A 15,125-nucleotide genomic window follows, 5' to 3' on the forward strand; every position below is an offset into this window, starting at 1 on the left:
TGATAACTTCTGAAGACTGAGACTTCTATGGCTGCAACGAAGCCGGCATTCAAAGCCCCAGGCAAACAAGGTGACAGAATTTTTGGCGCGCTGGTCAGGCTGGCTGCGCTGATTGTCCTGTTACTGATGGGCGGCATTATTGTCTCCCTGATCATCTCCTCGTGGCCCAGCATCCAGAAGTTTGGTTTCGCCTTTTTGTGGACCAAAACCTGGGATGCGCCCAACGAACAATTTGGTGCACTGGTACCGATCTACGGCACCCTTGTGACCTCCATTATTGCCCTGATTATCGCAGTACCGGTGAGTTTTGGTATTGCGCTGTTCCTGACCGAACTCGCGCCAGGCTGGCTGCGTCGCCCGCTGGGCACCGCCATTGAGCTGCTGGCGGCCATTCCCAGTATTGTTTATGGCATGTGGGGCCTGTTTGTTTTCGCGCCGCTGTTTGCCGAATACTTCCAGACACCGGTCAATGACGTGCTATCGGGCATTCCGATTGTCGGCGAGCTTTTCTCCGGCCCCGCTTTCGGTATCGGCATCCTCGCGGCGGGTGTGATTCTGGCGATCATGATCATCCCTTATATCGCCTCGGTCATGCGCGACGTCTTTGAGCAGACCCCGGTGATGATGAAAGAGTCAGCCTACGGCATCGGCTGCACCACCTGGGAAGTGATCTGGCGCATCGTACTGCCCTTTACCAAAAATGGCGTGATTGGCGGTGTGATGCTCGGACTGGGTCGTGCGCTGGGTGAAACCATGGCGGTGACTTTTATTATCGGCAACACCTACCAGCTCGACAGCCCGTCGCTGTTTATGCCGGGTAACAGCATCACCTCGGCGCTGGCCAACGAGTTCGCTGAAGCGGAATCGGGCGTGCATGTCGCCGCGCTGATGGAGCTGGGACTGATCCTGTTTGTGATTACCTTTATCGTGCTGGCGATTTCAAAGCTGATGATTATGCGGCTGGCGAAAAGTGAAGGAGCGCGCTCATGACCACAATTGAAATTCAGGCGCGCGCCGAACTGGACGCATCACGCCGTAAAATGCAGTCCTGGCGCAGCACTAAAAATAAAATTGCGCTGACGCTGTCGCTGCTGACCATGGCTTTTGGCCTGTTCTGGCTGGTGTGGATCCTGTTCACCACCGTATCGCGCGGCGTGGATGGGCTCTCCTGGTCCCTGTTCACCGAATCAACGCCGCCACCCAATACTGCGGGCGGCGGACTGGCTAACGCCCTGGCGGGCAGCGGATTACTGATTTTCTGGTCTACCTTCTTCGGCACACCGCTGGGCATCATGGCGGGTATCTATCTGGCGGAATATGGGCGCAAGTCGCCACTGGCAGAAGTGATCCGCTTTATTAACGACATTCTGCTTTCGGCACCCTCGATTGTGGTCGGCCTGTTCGTCTACACCCTTGTGGTGTCGCAGATGCAGCACTTCTCCGGCTGGGCCGGGGTGATTGCGCTGGCGCTGCTACAGGTGCCGATTGTGATTCGTACCACCGAAAACATGATGCGACTGGTGCCAGACAGCATGCGTGAAGCGGCTTACGCGCTGGGTACGCCCAAGTGGAAGATGATCGCGTCTATCACCCTGAAAGCGTCGGTCTCCGGCATCATCACGGGTGTGCTGCTGGCGATTGCCCGCATTGCAGGTGAAACGGCACCGCTGCTGTTTACGGCGCTCTCGAACCAGTTCTGGAGCACCGACATGATGCAGCCGCTGGCGAACCTGCCGGTCACCATCTTTAAGTTCGCCATGAGCCCGTTCGCAGAATGGCAGAGCCTGGCCTGGGCGGGCGTGCTGATTATTACCCTGTGCGTGCTGGTGCTGAACATCGTGGCGCGGGTGATTTTCGCCAAAGGTAAACACGGTTAATTTCCGGCGCGGCCCTGTGCGGCGCCGTATAAGAGAGATGAATTATGAGTATCGCGACAGCATCAGCCGATAAAATTCAGGTCCGTAATCTGAACTTCTATTACGGCAAATATCATGCGCTGAAGAACATCAATCTGGATATCGCTAAGAATCAGGTGACCGCGTTTATCGGGCCATCGGGCTGTGGTAAGTCGACCCTGCTGCGGACCTTCAACAAAATGTACTCGCTCTATCCGGATCAGCGGGCTGAAGGGGACATTCTGCTGGATGGCGAAAACATTCTGGCGACTCAGCAGGACATCGCGCTGCTGCGCGCCCGGGTCGGCATGGTGTTTCAGAAGCCTACGCCGTTTCCGATGTCGATCTATGACAACATCGCCTTCGGCGTTCGCCTGTTTGAAAAGCTGTCGCGCGCCGATATGGATGCGCGCGTACAGTGGGCGCTGACCAAGGCGGCGCTGTGGAATGAAACCAAAGACAAGCTGCATCAGAGCGGTTACAGTCTCTCCGGCGGCCAGCAGCAGCGTCTGTGCATTGCCCGTGGTATCGCGATTCGCCCGGAAGTCTTGTTGCTGGATGAGCCCTGCTCTGCGCTTGATCCTATCTCCACCGGCCGTATTGAGGAGCTGATCACCGAGCTGAAACAGGATTACACCGTGGTGATCGTGACGCACAACATGCAACAGGCTGCACGCTGCTCTGACCATACGGCTTTCATGTATCTGGGCGAACTGATTGAGTTCAGCGATACCGACACGCTGTTCACTAAACCCGCCCAGAAGCAAACCGAAGATTATATAACTGGCCGCTACGGCTGATCTGACAGGAGATCGACATGGATAATCTTAATCTGAATAAGCACATCTCCGGTCAGTTCAATGCCGAGCTGGAGCATATCCGTACCCAGGTGATGATCATGGGCGGTATGGTCGAGCAGCAGCTGACCGATGCGATTACCGCCATGCATAATCTGGATGGCGAACTGGCGCAGCGGGTGATCGACGGTGACCAGAAGGTCAATATGATGGAAGTGGAGATTGATGAAGCCTGCGTGCGCATCATCGCCAAACGTCAGCCAACCGCGATCGATTTGCGACTGGTGATGGCGATCATCAAAACCATTTCTGAGCTGGAGCGCATTGGCGACGTGGCGGAGAAGATCAGCCGCACGGCGCTGGAGAAATTTGGTCAGCAGCATTTGCCGCTGCTGGTCAGCCTTGAATCGCTGGGTCGTCACACCGTGCAGATGCTGCATGATGTGCTGGACGCTTTTGCACGCATGGATCTCAATGAAGCGATCACTATCTACCGTGAAGATAAAAAGGTGGATAAAGAGTATGAAGGCATTGTGCGTCAGCTGATGACCTACATGATGGAAGATCCGCGCACCATTCCCAGCGTGCTGACGGCGCTGTTCTGTGCCCGCGCCATTGAGCGTATCGGCGATCGTTGCCAGAACATCTGCGAAATCATCTTCTATTTCGTCAAAGGTCAGGATTTCCGTCACGTTGGCGGTGACCGGCTCGATGAATTACTGTCGGGCGATGACGGCAGCAACAGACCTTCCTGATAAATCTTCTTCCTGCGCCTGATCGGCGCAGGGATAAGCCTTTTCAATTGGTCACATCCTGAACTCTCTCTATAATTGCGGCACTTTTCATTATGAGGTGCGCAACAATGTCCCCTTCTCCCCAATCTAAGCCCGGCGTAACGCCAGGCAAAGCGATGCTGGCTGCGGTCAGCGGTTATGCCATGGATGGATTTGACCTGCTGATACTCGGCTTTATGCTGCCGGCTATCAGTGTTTCGCTGGCGCTCAATCCATCACAGGCGGGATCGCTGGTGACCTGGACGCTGATTGGCGCGGTTATCGGTGGCATCGTATTTGGTCATCTCAGCGACCGCTATGGTCGCATCCGCATGCTCACCGTCACGATTCTGGTCTTCTCGGTCTTTACCGGGCTGTGCGCGGTGGCGCAGGGCTACTGGGATCTGCTCGCCTGGCGAACGCTGGCGGGTGTCGGTCTGGGTGGCGAATTTGGTATCGGTATGGCGCTGATTGCCGAAGCCTGGCCTGCGGAGAAGCGCAACCGCGCATCAGCGTGGGTCGGCATCGGCTGGCAACTCGGGGTGCTGATGGCGGCCTTTATCACACCGCCGCTGCTGACTATCATCGGCTGGCGCGGCATGTTTCTGGTCGGCTTGTTGCCTGCGCTGGTCTCATTTGCTATTCGTCGCGGCATGGGTGAACCGGAGGCGTATCAACGGCAGGTTAAACATGTGCCATCACTCTCTTTTCCGGCGCGCCTGAAACTGCTGGTGCGCGATCGCGCCACCGCCAAAGCCAGCCTGGGCATTTTTATCCTCTGTTCAGTACAGAACTTTGGTTACTACGGGCTGATGATCTGGATGCCGAGTTACCTCTCCTCCAGCTTTGGCTTCAGCCTGACGAAGTCGGGCCTCTGGACCGCGGTGACCGTGGTCGGGATGACCTTTGGCATCTGGCTGTTTGGCGTACTCGCCGACCGCTTCGCACGCTGGAAAATCTTCCTGCTCTATCAGTTTGGCGCAGTAGTGATGGTGGTGGTTTATGCTCAGCTGCGCGACCCGAACATCATGTTATTTACCGGCGCGATCATGGGGATGTTTGTTAACGGCATGATTGGCGGTTATGGCGCGCTGATTTCCGATACCTTTCCGCCGCAGGTGCGTGCCACCGCGCAAAACGTCCTGTTCAACCTTGGCCGCGGTGTGGGCGGCTTCGGCCCGGTGGTGATTGGTCTGCTGGCGAGCCAGTTCTCGTTTACGGCGGCAATTACCCTGCTGGCGCTGATTTATCTGCTGGATATTGCGGCGACGCTGTTCCTGCTGCCGAAGAAACAGGGTCAGGAAGATACGCTGGGCGCGATTGGCTGATACTGCCGTGAGAGTGATGCTGGGATACTCGTGATCCCAGCAATTATGGATCAGTGACACTTCTGCTATTAGCGTTTTCATCACCTGAACGCCTGACTTTATGTGACAGATAAAATCCTGGCATAAATTTAACCTGAAAGCGTTATGCTTTAACGCGATAAAAGTAGACGAGTAGTTTTGCTGAACGCTACTGTTAAGTGATACAGGAGAGGCGTGTTTTGCGTTTTAAGGGCATTTAAAACGGGAAGAATCGACCAGGGATGGAATAGTGTTAAATAATAAATCAGGTTGTTATAGTTAGCTTATAACAACCTTAATTATCAGTGTTACCAATTAGATAATGGTGATAATTTATCTATTATGCTGCTGTGTTAAATGAAGACAGAAAGTTATACAGACCTGTCATATGACCAGAGGCGATGCTCAGGCCAAATTGCTTATGGCTCAGTCCGATGGTCTGACCGGTGCTGGTGGAAGCCTCAAGCGCTGTAGTGGTGTCAGTCAGTGCAGTGTTAACATGACCAATCGCCTTATTCAGGCCAGCCAGAAACTCGGTCAGACCAGCGCCGCTCACCATTTCGATTTCGCTGTTATTTAATTCTTTCATTGTTATATCCTTATTTGCGTTATCTCCTGAAGTGGAGTGGCTTATTTATAACGCAATCAAAAAATAAGTAAACATCAAATAAATAAAGCGTAAGTTTGTCAGCATTAATTGCTAATTAACGGGATTGTGAGATAGTAAAAAATCCATTTTTAAATTCAGGCTGCACAGATATTTTAAAGTAAGTCAATGTTTGTTGCCTGACGCATTTTGTCCTGCATGAATAATCTTAAAATATTAAAGATCTCTTAGAGAAAAAGGAACTTTTTTATTATTCTGCCCGCAGGTGAAATAAAGAATATGCCTGTCTCTGAAAGTCTGCCCCACCAGGTTAAGTAGGGAGAACCGGACGCGAAGCCTGTTATCAGGCAGAGCGTCCGGGCTTGTTTACTTCATCAGCGGCAGGAGCTGTTGATACAGCGTTGCAAAGGTCTCCCGACGCGGCTGGTAGTGCGCTACCCGGGCTGGATCCGGCTGGTGTCGCTGCACCAGAACCGGGGTCGGCACGGTGACCTCTGCATCCAGCGCCTGCTGTGCCAGCCTGGCGGCTCCCAGCGCCGGGCCAACCTCCCCGCCATGGCAGTAATCCAGCGTCTGTCCACTGATGTCTGCCAGCATCTGACGCCACAGTGCACTGCGTGCGCCGCCGCCGATCAACATAATGCTCTTTGGCTGAACGCCGCAGTCGTGCAGCGCATCCATGCCCTCCGCCAGCGCAAACCCTACGCCTTCCAGCACCGCTCTCGCCAGCTCGGGACGGCCATGCTGGTGGGTAAAACCAAAGAAAGCACCCCGGGCATTCGGGTTATTGTGCGGTGTGCGCTCACCGGAAAGATAGGGCAGAAACCACAGCCCGGGCACGTCAGCGCGCGCACGTTCAGCTTCAGCCAGCAGCTCTGGAACATCTCTGCAACCGGTCAGCGTCGCTGCCCAGTCCAGACAGGAAGCTGCGCTGAGCATCACCGACATCAGATGCCAGCGCTGGGGTAACGCATGACAGAAGCTATGCACAGCGCGCTGCGGATTGCTGAGATAGCCGTCGCTCACCACGAAATAGACGCCCGACGTACCCAGCGACAGCATGCCCTGGCCCGGTTCGGTCATGCCGACACCAACCGCACCCGCAGCATTGTCGCCACCACCCGCCGCCAGCGGTACAGCGTTCATCTTCCAGCGCGCGGCAAGTTCAGCATGTAGGGTGCCGGTCAGGGCATTGCCCTCATAGAGTTGTGGCATCTGATCGCGGCTGAGGTCGCAGGCGCGCAGCATCGCATCGCTCCAGTCACGCCGCGCCACATCCAGCCACATTGTGCCTGCTGCATCTGACATATCAGTGGCGAAGTCGCCACTTAATCGCCAGCGCAGGTAATCTTTGGGCAACAGCACGTGAGCAATCTGACTGAATATTGCCGGTTCATGTTGCTGAACCCACAACAGCTTGGGAGCCGTGAAGCCGGGCATCATCAGGTTGCCGGTGATCGCCCGCGAATCCGGCACTTTCTGTTCCAGCTCCCGGCACTGCGCCTCGCTGCGCCCATCATTCCAGAGCATGGCCGGTCGTAATACCTGGTTTGCACTGCCGAGCAGCGTTGCACCATGCATCTGTCCGCTCAGCCCGATGGCCTGCACCGCGCGCAGATCCTGCTGCGCGCTCAGCGCCTGCATGGCCAAATCCAGCGCCTGCCACCAGCTTTCGGGATCCTGCTCGCTCCACAATGGCTGCGGACGCGAAACCTGCAGCGGCGCTGTTTCCGTCGCCACCACGTTGCCTTGTGCATCCATCAGCACCACTTTGACGCCAGATGTGCCTAAATCGATCCCGATAAACATGCTCTGCTCCTGAAGGGTTAGAAATCAAACAGGTAGTGATTCACCAGATTTTCCAGCTGCTCCTGACGTCCGCTCTGATGCTGCGGATTGAGCTGCTGCTGCTGAGCATGCGCCGCCAGCGCCTCCAGTGAAAACTCACCTTTCAAAATTTGCTGGCCGAACTCACCATTCCAGCCGCTGTAGCGCTGTGCCACACGCTTATCGAGTTCACCATCGCTGATCATGCGAGCGGCGACTTTCAGCGCCAGCGCCATGGTATCCATCGCGCCAATATGACCGTAGAAGAGATCGTATTTATCAGTGCTCTGACGACGTACTTTGGCATCAAAGTTTAAGCCGCCAGTGGTAAAGCCGCCCGCCTTGAGAATTTCGTACATCACCAGCGCATTCTCTTCCACGCTGACCGGGAACTGATCGGTATCCCAGCCGCACTGCGGATCGCCGCGGTTGGCATCCACTGAACCAAAAATGCCCAGCGCAATGGCCGTCGCAATTTCATGATGGAAAGAGTGACCCGCCAGCGTGGCGTGGTTCGCCTCAACGTTAACCTTGATCTCTTTCTCCAGTCCGAACTGTTTCAGGAAGCCATAAACCGTCGCGACATCATAGTCATACTGATGTTTGGTCGGCTCCTGCGGTTTCGGTTCGATCAGCAGCGTTCCCTGGAAGCCAATTTTGTGTTTGTGCTCGACCACCATCTGCATAAAGCGGCCAATCTGCTCGCGCTCCTGGCGCAGATCGGTATTCAGCAGAGTTTCGTACCCTTCGCGTCCGCCCCACAGCACATAGTTTTCACCGCCCAGGGTTTTGGTCGCCTGCATGGCGCTGCAGACCTGCGTCGCTGCCCAGGCAAAGACTTCAGGATCGGGATTGGTGGCAGCCCCGGCTCCGTAGCGCGGATGGGTAAAGCAGTTGGCCGTGCCCCACAGCAGTTTCACGCCGGTCTCCTGCTGTTTCTCCAGCAGTTTATCGGTCATGGCGGCAAAATTCTCTTTGTAGCTGTGTAGCGAATCGCCTTCTGGAGAGACATCAACATCATGGAAGCAGTACCACGGCACATTCAGCTTGTGGAAAAATTCAAAGGCCACATCCGTTTTCAGTTTTGCCTGCTGCAGTGCATCTCCGCTTTTCTGCCACGGACGATCAAAAGCGCCGACACCAAACATATCCGCGCCATTCCAGCAGAAGGTGTGCCAGTAACAGGCGGCAAAGCGCAGATGCTCCGCCATGGTCTTGCCGAGGATCACCTCATCGGGATTGTAGTGGCGGAAAGCGAGAGGATGAGTCGACTGGGTGCCTTCATAACGAACCCGATCGATCTGATCGAAATAAGCGTGCATGGTTTGCTCCTTAGCATCAGTACCCGGATGGCCTGCGTTGAAGCAATATTTGATATTGGCTGCTGTCTCATCTCAATTACGATATTTCACTACGGGTGTCAGATAATTATTATTTGTGCGCTGGCTCGCAAAATAATGTTATTTACGGGGTGGTTTATCATTATCGCTCTCTTGTCCGAAAAAGATGAAACCTCGATCGCGCTCATAAAAAATGAAATAAACCAAAAAACGTAATAGCCGGATAAAAATCAGTAATTGCTGTAACAGGAAAATAAGGGCAACAATTCATCCGCCTGGTTTATAGGCCTGAAACGACAATAGCCTCAACCTACAGGATGATCACAATGAAGATGAAACATGCACTGCTCGCCGCCTGTGCGGCGCTGGCGCTGTTCAGCCAGACCAGCGTGGCAAAAGAAGTGAAGATCGGCATGGCGATTGACGATTTGCGACTCGAGCGCTGGCAGAAAGACCGCGATATTTTCGTAAAACAGGCTGAGACGCTGGGCGCTAAGGTGTTTGTTCAGTCAGCCAACGGCAACGAAGAGACACAGATGTCGCAGATTGAAAATATGATCAATCGCGGTGTCGATGTGCTGGTGATTATTCCCTACAACGGTCAGGTATTGAGTAACGTTGTCGCTGAAGCGAAACGGGAAGGCATTAAAGTGCTGGCCTATGACCGAATGATAAATAACGCCGATATCGACTTTTATATCTCTTTCGATAATGAAAAAGTGGGCGAGTTGCAGGCCGAAAGCATTGTGAAACAGGTGCCTAAGGGTAACTATTTTTTAATGGGCGGATCGCCTGTGGATAATAACGCACGCCTGTTCCGTGCCGGACAGATGAAGGTGTTAAAACCCTATATTGATAACGGCAGCATTAAAATTGTTGGCGACCAGTGGGTCGATGCCTGGCTGCCGGAAAATGCCCTGAAAATTATGGAAAATGCCCTGACCGCCAACGGCAATCATATTGATGCGGTGGTGGCCTCTAACGATGCCACCGCAGGCGGCGCGATTCAGGCTCTGAGCGCGCAGGGGCTGGCAGGAAAAGTGGCGATCTCCGGTCAGGATGCCGATCTGGCAGCCATAAAGCGTATCAAAGCGGGCACCCAGACCATGACGGTTTACAAACCGATCACTGAGCTCGCCACCGAAGCGGCGAAAATTGCCGTCGAGCTGGGCGAGGGCAAAACACCTGCCAGCAACAGCACGCTGAACAATGGTCTGAAAGAGGTTCCGTCACGGCTGCTGAAGCCGATTCCGGTCAACAAAGACAATATTGAAAGCACCGTGGTGAAAGACGGTTTCCACAAACAGAGCGAACTCTGACTGCGCATAGCGTGAGGGAGAACAGTCGATGCTGCTGGAAATGAAAAATATCACCAAACGTTTCGGTGCCGTGAAGGCGCTGAATGATGTCAGCCTGCAACTTGAGGCGGGCGAAGTGATGTCGTTGTGTGGTGAGAATGGATCGGGCAAATCGACGCTGATGAAAATCCTGTGCGGACTCTATCCGCACGGCGATTTTGAAGGGCAGATTCACTTCTCTGGCGACGACATTCAGGCGCAGACCATTCGCGATACCGAGCGTAAAGGCATTGTGATTATTCATCAGGAGCTGGCGCTGGTGCGGCAACTGACGGTGATGGAGAACATTTTCCTCGGTGCCGAACTGAGCCGTTTCGGCATGGTGGATGATGAAACCATGACCCTGCGCTGCCAGCAACTGCTGGCGCGGGTCGGGCTGAACGTCTCTCCCGCCACCCGGGTCGGTGAGTTAGGCCTTGGGCAGCAGCAACTGGTGGAGATTGCCCGCGCCCTTAACAAACAGGTCCGGCTGCTGATTCTGGATGAGCCGACCTCTTCCCTGACGGAGCAGGAAACGGACGTGCTGCTCGGCATCATCCGTAATCTGCGTGAACACGGCATCGCCTGCATCTACATCTCGCACAAGCTGAATGAGGTTAAGGCGATCTCCGACACCATCTGCGTGATTCGTGACGGTCAGCATATTGCTACCCGTCCGGCAGCGGGCCTGAGCGAAGATGACATCATCACCATGATGGTGGGGCGTGAGCTGACCGCGCTCTATCCCCACGCGCCGCATCAGATTGGCGACGTGATACTGAAAGTTGAAAACCTCACCGCCTGGCATCCGATCAACCGCCACATTCGCCGCGTTAACAATGTCTCATTCACGCTCAGACGCGGTGAAATCCTCGGCATCGCCGGGCTGGTGGGTGCGGGCAGGACTGAAACGGTGCAGTGTCTGTTTGGCGTCTGGCCGGGGCGCTGGCAGGGCGATATCTGGATCAATGGCAAACCGGCCAACATCACCGATTGCCGCGCCGCCATTGCGCACGGCATCGCCATGGTGCCGGAAGATCGTAAAAAAGATGGCATCGTGCCGCTGATGGCGGTGGGCAAAAATATTACCCTGGCAGCGCTGGACCAGTTCAGCCACCGACTCTCAACGCTGGATGAAGCGCAGGAGCAGCAGGCGATCAACGACGCGATCTCCCGCCTGCGGGTGAAAACCTCCTCCTCAGAACTGCCGATTGGTCGTTTGAGCGGCGGCAACCAGCAGAAAGCGATTCTGGCGAAATGTCTGCTGCTCAATCCAAAAATCCTGATCCTCGATGAACCGACGCGCGGCATTGATGTGGGCGCACGTCAGGAGATCTACCTGCTGATCAATGCGCTGGTTCAGCAGGGTATCGCGGTGATTGTGATTTCCTCTGAGCTGCCGGAAGTACTGGGCCTGAGCGATCGGGTGCTGGTGATGCATGAAGGGCAGATCAAAGCCGATTTGATTAACGATAACCTGACTCAGGAGCAGGTGATGGAAGCTGCCCTGCGGAGTGAACATTATGCTTAAAAGTGAAAGTACCCAAAGCCGCCTCGCCGGCACGCCGGGCAAACCGTCACCGGGCAGGTTCACACTGCCCAATCTGCAGGTTCTGGTGATGCTGGGCGCAATTGTGCTGATTGCATTGTTCTTTACCTGGACCACAGACGGCTCGTGGCTCAGCGCGCGTAACGTCTCCAACCTGCTGCGCCAGACCGCCATCACCGGCATTCTGGCCGTGGGTATGGTGTTTGTGATTATCTCGGCGGAGATCGACCTGTCAGTGGGCTCCATGATGGGGTTGCTGGGTGGCGCGGCGGCGATATTCGACGTCTGGCTCGGCTGGCCTCTGCCGCTGACCATCGTGGTAACGCTGGTGATGGGATTGCTGCTTGGCACGTGGAATGGCTGGTGGGTGGCCTACCGTAAAGTGCCTTCGTTTATTGTGACGCTGGCGGGGATGCTGGCTTTCCGCGGTGTTCTGGTCGGGATTACCGATGGCACTACGGTTGCGCCGATCACGCCGGGCATGTCGCAGATTGGTCAGAGTTATCTGCCGGGCGGCGTCGGTTTCGGCTTTGGCGTTGCCGGTCTGGCGCTGTTTACGCTGTGGCAGTGGCGGCTGCGGCTGCGTCGTCAGCAGCTCGGACTGGCGCAGGGCGCAGCCAGCGGCACTGTCGGGCGTCAGGCGATCACCGCCATCTTAGTGCTGGGTGCCATCTGGTTGCTCAACGACTATCGCGGCGTGCCGACGCCAGTGTTACTGCTGGCCGTGCTGTTGCTGGCGGGCATGTTTATGGCAACCCGCACCGCGTTTGGCCGTCGTATCTACGCAATCGGCGGCAACATTGATGCTGCGCGCCTGTCTGGCATTAACGTGGCGCGTACCAAGCTGGCGGTGTTTGCCATCAATGGTGTGATGGTGGCGATTGCCGGGCTGATCCTCAGTTCACGACTGGGCGCAGGCTCGCCGTCGGCGGGTAACATTGCGGAACTCGACGCCATCGCCGCCTGTGTCATCGGCGGCACCAGCCTGGCGGGCGGCGTGGGTTCGGTGGCGGGCGCAGTCATGGGGGCGTTTATTATGGCCTCGCTGGATAACGGCATGAGCATGATGGATGTGCCGACTTTCTGGCAGTACATCGTTAAAGGCGCGATTCTGCTGCTGGCGGTGTGGATGGATACGGCAACGCGGCGTCGGGTGTAATCGCGCGGGCGATCACATTGTGGCGCAAACAATTTTTTTGCCCCTTTCAGCCGTGTTATGCAATGCGCTGAGGATTTAAGGGAACGCGCCATCATGCATGAGAAACGCTATCGCATTACCCTGCTGTTTAACGCCAACAAAGTGTATGACCGTCAGGTTGTGGAGGGCGTCGGTGAGTATCTGCAGGCGTCGCAGACTGACTGGGATATCTTCATCGAAGAAGATTTCCGCTGCCGCATCGACAACATCCGGGAGTGGCTGGGCGATGGGGTGATCGCCGATTACGACGATCGCTCCATCGAAACCCTGCTGTCCAATGTCTCCGTGCCGATTGTCGGCGTTGGCGGCTCTTATCACCGGCAGGAGGATTATCCGCCGGTGCACTATATCGCGACTGACAACGCCGCGCTGGTGGAAAAAGCCTTTCTGCATCTGAAAGAGAAGGGCATCAACCGCTTTGCCTTCTATGGTTTACCGGTCTCCAGCGGCAAGCGCTGGGCACAGGAGCGTGAACAGGCGTTTCGCCAGCTGGTGGGACGTGAGCGTTATCAGGGCGTGGTCTATCAGGGCATGGAAACCGCGCCGGAAAACTGGCAACACGCCCAGAACCGTCTCGCCGACTGGCTGCAGACGCTGCCGCCGCAAACCGGCATTATCGCCGTCACGGATTCACGGGCGCGACACCTGCTGCAGGCGTGCGAGCATCTGAAAATACCGGTGCCGGAGAAGCTTACGGTGATCGGGATTGATAATGAGGAGCTGACCCGCTATCTGTCACGCGTGGCGCTCTCGTCCGTGGCGCAGGGCTCACGGCAGATGGGCTATCAGGCGGCCAAACTGCTGCATCGGCTGCTGGATAAGCAACCCTTACCGCTTCAGCGCATCCTGGTGCCGCCGGTGAAAGTCATCGCCCGGCGCTCTACCGACTTCCGCTCGCTGCGCGATCCGGCGGTGATTCAGGCGATGCACTACATCCGCTTCAACGCCTGTAAGGGGATCAAAGTGGAGCAGGTGCTGGATGCCGTCGGGCTGTCGCGTTCTAATCTGGAAAAACGCTTTCGGGATGAGACCGGCGACACCCTCCATGCGATGATCCACCGTGAAAAACTGGAAAAAGCGCGCGAGCTGCTGGCTTCATCATCGCTCAACATCAATGAGATCTCACAGATGTGCGGCTATCCTTCGCTGCAATACTTCTATTCGGTCTTCCGCAAAAGCTACGACACCACGCCAAAAGAGTATCGCCAGCATTTTGGGGAGAATGTGTTGTAGCAGGAAGCGTTCAGTCTGAGGTGGATGGATACCGGATGAACTGGGGCGGCTTGAGCCACTAGATCATCCGCTGCTCCCTCTGCTCCAGCACCGCCAGCGCCAGCCCGTTGGCCGGATCGATCCGTTGCTCAGGAAAGTGCAGCAGGGTATGTGCGGCGGTAAAGGCCAGCGCGTTGCCGTGTGCGGTAGTGCGCACCGCCTTGCAGAAGACCTCACTGGCGTTCCACGGACAATCAATGATGATGGTGGCGGGATTGAGCAGCAGCATAATCTGACTCAGCGCCGCACCCAGATAGCCACCCGCCTGCGCCATCACCTCATCCACCACGCGCGGCGCGCTGTCGCGGTTCTGCCAGCTCAGGCCAGGCTGACGCTGCGCCAGCTGCTGTTTAACCGCAGGCTGGCTGACCAGCGCTTCCAGGCAACCGCGGCGGCCACAGCTGCAACGCGGGCCGTCGGGCTGGACAACCAGATGTCCCGCCTCGCCCGCCGTCCAGCTGTGCCCGGTAAATACTTCGCCATGCTGTACCAGTGCGCCGCCAATTCCCTCGGAAATACGCAGATAAAAGTGACCGCTCTCCACAGATAATCCACGCTGCTGTACCGCCAGCAGCGCAGCGGCTTTGACATTATTCATAATGCGGATGGGGAGACTGACGTGCTTACTCAGCGCGCCCAGCAGGTCAACATCCTGCCATTCGAGGGGCAATGAAATATGCATCCAGCCGCGCCGGGGATCGACGATCCCGGGAAAACCCAGGCCAATGCCGAGCAAATCAGGATAGCTTTTCACCAGTTCCCGGCACAGCATCGCCAGCTCAGCCAGCAGTCGGGTCGGGTTACTGGTATCGGTGCGCAGCGTCTTTTCAGCCAGCACCTGTGAAAAATAGTCGCAGACCCGCCAGTGGATGACGTTGCGTTCCACCATGATGCCTGCGCTCTTGAGCTTTTCCGGCCGCAGGGTAATCCCGATTTTAGGCCGTCCGGCCGCCGCCACGCTGACCGGCCCCAGCTCCTCTATCAGGCCCTGCTCCAGCAGGTCATCAATGATTAAGGATACGGTGTTTTTGCTGAGTGTCAGCGTCTCCGCCAGATCCTGACGCGACGTCACGCGCAGCTTACGCAGCTGAGTCATCACCCGTTTCTGGTTATTCAGTCGCAGTAGTGCAGGGCCTTTGCCGTTCGTTTTCATTACGGGTTCACTCAACAGAGGAGTAAGAATT

13 protein-coding genes are annotated in these 15,125 nt (G+C 56.0%); 9 read left to right on the top strand and 4 right to left on the bottom strand.

Features of this window, described 5'->3' with window-relative positions; all coding sequences use genetic code 11:
- Window positions 1–27 precede the first annotated feature (27 nt).
- The 5 genes from pstC (at window position 28) to EPG66_RS16445 (ending at window position 4,793) form a co-directional block, all read left to right on the top strand.
- Window positions 28–990: a phosphate ABC transporter permease PstC gene (gene pstC, locus EPG66_RS16425; RefSeq protein WP_022624789.1), complete on the top strand. Its 963-nt coding sequence runs from the start codon at window positions 28–30 to the stop codon at window positions 988–990.
- On the top strand, window positions 987–1,877 hold the full coding sequence (gene pstA, locus EPG66_RS16430) for a phosphate ABC transporter permease PstA (protein WP_010258878.1): 891 nt from the start codon (window positions 987–989) through the stop codon (window positions 1,875–1,877). Before pstC ends, pstA begins: the two co-directional genes overlap by 4 nt.
- Before the next feature lie 44 nt (window positions 1,878–1,921).
- Entirely contained in the window at window positions 1,922–2,695 is a 774-nt protein-coding gene (gene pstB / locus EPG66_RS16435; protein ID WP_010258879.1) for a phosphate ABC transporter ATP-binding protein PstB, read from the top strand.
- Window positions 2,696–2,712: 17 nt separating this feature from the next.
- Window positions 2,713–3,447, top strand: coding sequence for a phosphate signaling complex protein PhoU (gene phoU / locus EPG66_RS16440; protein WP_009088225.1), 735 nt, complete (start codon window positions 2,713–2,715; stop codon window positions 3,445–3,447).
- 107 nt (window positions 3,448–3,554) lie between these two features.
- Window positions 3,555–4,793 carry an MFS transporter gene (locus tag EPG66_RS16445; RefSeq protein WP_010258883.1) on the top strand — a complete coding sequence of 413 codons (1,239 nt, stop codon included), beginning with the start codon at window positions 3,555–3,557 and terminating at the stop codon, window positions 4,791–4,793.
- Between the two features lie 358 nt (window positions 4,794–5,151).
- On the opposite strand, the gene EPG66_RS16450 is transcribed toward EPG66_RS16445, so the two are convergent.
- From EPG66_RS16450 to xylA, 3 genes are all read right to left on the bottom strand, one after another.
- Complete coding sequence (locus EPG66_RS16450; protein WP_039390344.1) at window positions 5,152–5,400, bottom strand: hypothetical protein; 249 nt, start codon at window positions 5,398–5,400, stop codon at window positions 5,152–5,154.
- A 384-nt stretch (window positions 5,401–5,784) separates the two neighbouring features.
- On the bottom strand, window positions 5,785–7,227 hold the full coding sequence (gene xylB, locus EPG66_RS16455; protein ID WP_069025549.1) for a xylulokinase: 1,443 nt from the start codon (window positions 7,225–7,227) through the stop codon (window positions 5,785–5,787).
- Between the two features lie 17 nt (window positions 7,228–7,244).
- Entirely contained in the window at window positions 7,245–8,567 is a 1,323-nt protein-coding gene (gene xylA / locus EPG66_RS16460; protein ID WP_163793989.1) for a xylose isomerase, read from the bottom strand.
- 344 nt (window positions 8,568–8,911) lie between these two features.
- Here xylA and xylF point away from each other — a divergent pair, with 344 nt between their 5' ends.
- The 4 genes from xylF (at window position 8,912) to xylR (ending at window position 13,902) form a co-directional block, all read left to right on the top strand.
- Window positions 8,912–9,904, top strand: a complete 993-nt coding sequence (gene xylF, locus EPG66_RS16465) for a D-xylose ABC transporter substrate-binding protein (protein ID WP_010258888.1) — start codon at window positions 8,912–8,914, stop codon at window positions 9,902–9,904.
- 28 nt (window positions 9,905–9,932) lie between these two features.
- Window positions 9,933–11,453, top strand: a complete 1,521-nt coding sequence (locus EPG66_RS16470; RefSeq protein WP_069025551.1) for a xylose ABC transporter ATP-binding protein — start codon at window positions 9,933–9,935, stop codon at window positions 11,451–11,453.
- Window positions 11,446–12,630, top strand: coding sequence for a xylose ABC transporter permease XylH (gene xylH, locus EPG66_RS16475; protein ID WP_031591003.1), 1,185 nt, complete (start codon window positions 11,446–11,448; stop codon window positions 12,628–12,630). Before EPG66_RS16470 ends, xylH begins: the two co-directional genes overlap by 8 nt.
- Before the next feature lie 93 nt (window positions 12,631–12,723).
- A complete protein-coding gene (xylR, locus tag EPG66_RS16480; protein ID WP_010672192.1) occupies window positions 12,724–13,902 on the top strand; it encodes a D-xylose utilization transcriptional activator XylR in 1,179 nt (392 codons plus the stop codon).
- A 58-nt stretch (window positions 13,903–13,960) separates the two neighbouring features.
- Here xylR and EPG66_RS16485 read toward each other — a convergent pair whose 3' ends face one another.
- Window positions 13,961–15,094, bottom strand: coding sequence for an ROK family protein (locus EPG66_RS16485; protein ID WP_069025552.1), 1,134 nt, complete (start codon window positions 15,092–15,094; stop codon window positions 13,961–13,963).
- Window positions 15,095–15,125 lie beyond the last annotated feature (31 nt).

Origin of the sequence: Pantoea pleuroti (genome assembly GCF_014156615.1) — a bacterium.
In the GTDB taxonomy this organism is placed as follows: Bacteria; Pseudomonadota; Gammaproteobacteria; order Enterobacterales; family Enterobacteriaceae; genus Pantoea; species Pantoea agglomerans.

Bases quoted from the DNA above. Each gene is read 5' to 3' on its own strand.
- xylH (WP_031591003.1), top strand. From the start codon at position 11,446: ATGCTTAAAAGTGAAAGTACCCAAAGCCGCCTCGCCGGCACGCCGGGC.
- xylA (WP_163793989.1), bottom strand. From the start codon at position 8,567: ATGCACGCTTATTTCGATCAGATCGATCGGGTTCGTTATGAAGGCACC.
- EPG66_RS16450 (WP_039390344.1), bottom strand. From the start codon at position 5,400: ATGAAAGAATTAAATAACAGCGAAATCGAAATGGTGAGCGGCGCTGGT.
- xylB (WP_069025549.1), bottom strand. From the start codon at position 7,227: ATGTTTATCGGGATCGATTTAGGCACATCTGGCGTCAAAGTGGTGCTG.
- EPG66_RS16470 (WP_069025551.1), top strand. From the start codon at position 9,933: ATGCTGCTGGAAATGAAAAATATCACCAAACGTTTCGGTGCCGTGAAG.
- pstC (WP_022624789.1), top strand. From the start codon at position 28: ATGGCTGCAACGAAGCCGGCATTCAAAGCCCCAGGCAAACAAGGTGAC.
- phoU (WP_009088225.1), top strand. From the start codon at position 2,713: ATGGATAATCTTAATCTGAATAAGCACATCTCCGGTCAGTTCAATGCC.
- EPG66_RS16445 (WP_010258883.1), top strand. From the start codon at position 3,555: ATGTCCCCTTCTCCCCAATCTAAGCCCGGCGTAACGCCAGGCAAAGCG.
- pstB (WP_010258879.1), top strand. From the start codon at position 1,922: ATGAGTATCGCGACAGCATCAGCCGATAAAATTCAGGTCCGTAATCTG.
- EPG66_RS16485 (WP_069025552.1), bottom strand. From the start codon at position 15,094: ATGAAAACGAACGGCAAAGGCCCTGCACTACTGCGACTGAATAACCAG.
- xylR (WP_010672192.1), top strand. From the start codon at position 12,724: ATGCATGAGAAACGCTATCGCATTACCCTGCTGTTTAACGCCAACAAA.
- xylF (WP_010258888.1), top strand. From the start codon at position 8,912: ATGAAGATGAAACATGCACTGCTCGCCGCCTGTGCGGCGCTGGCGCTG.
- pstA (WP_010258878.1), top strand. From the start codon at position 987: ATGACCACAATTGAAATTCAGGCGCGCGCCGAACTGGACGCATCACGC.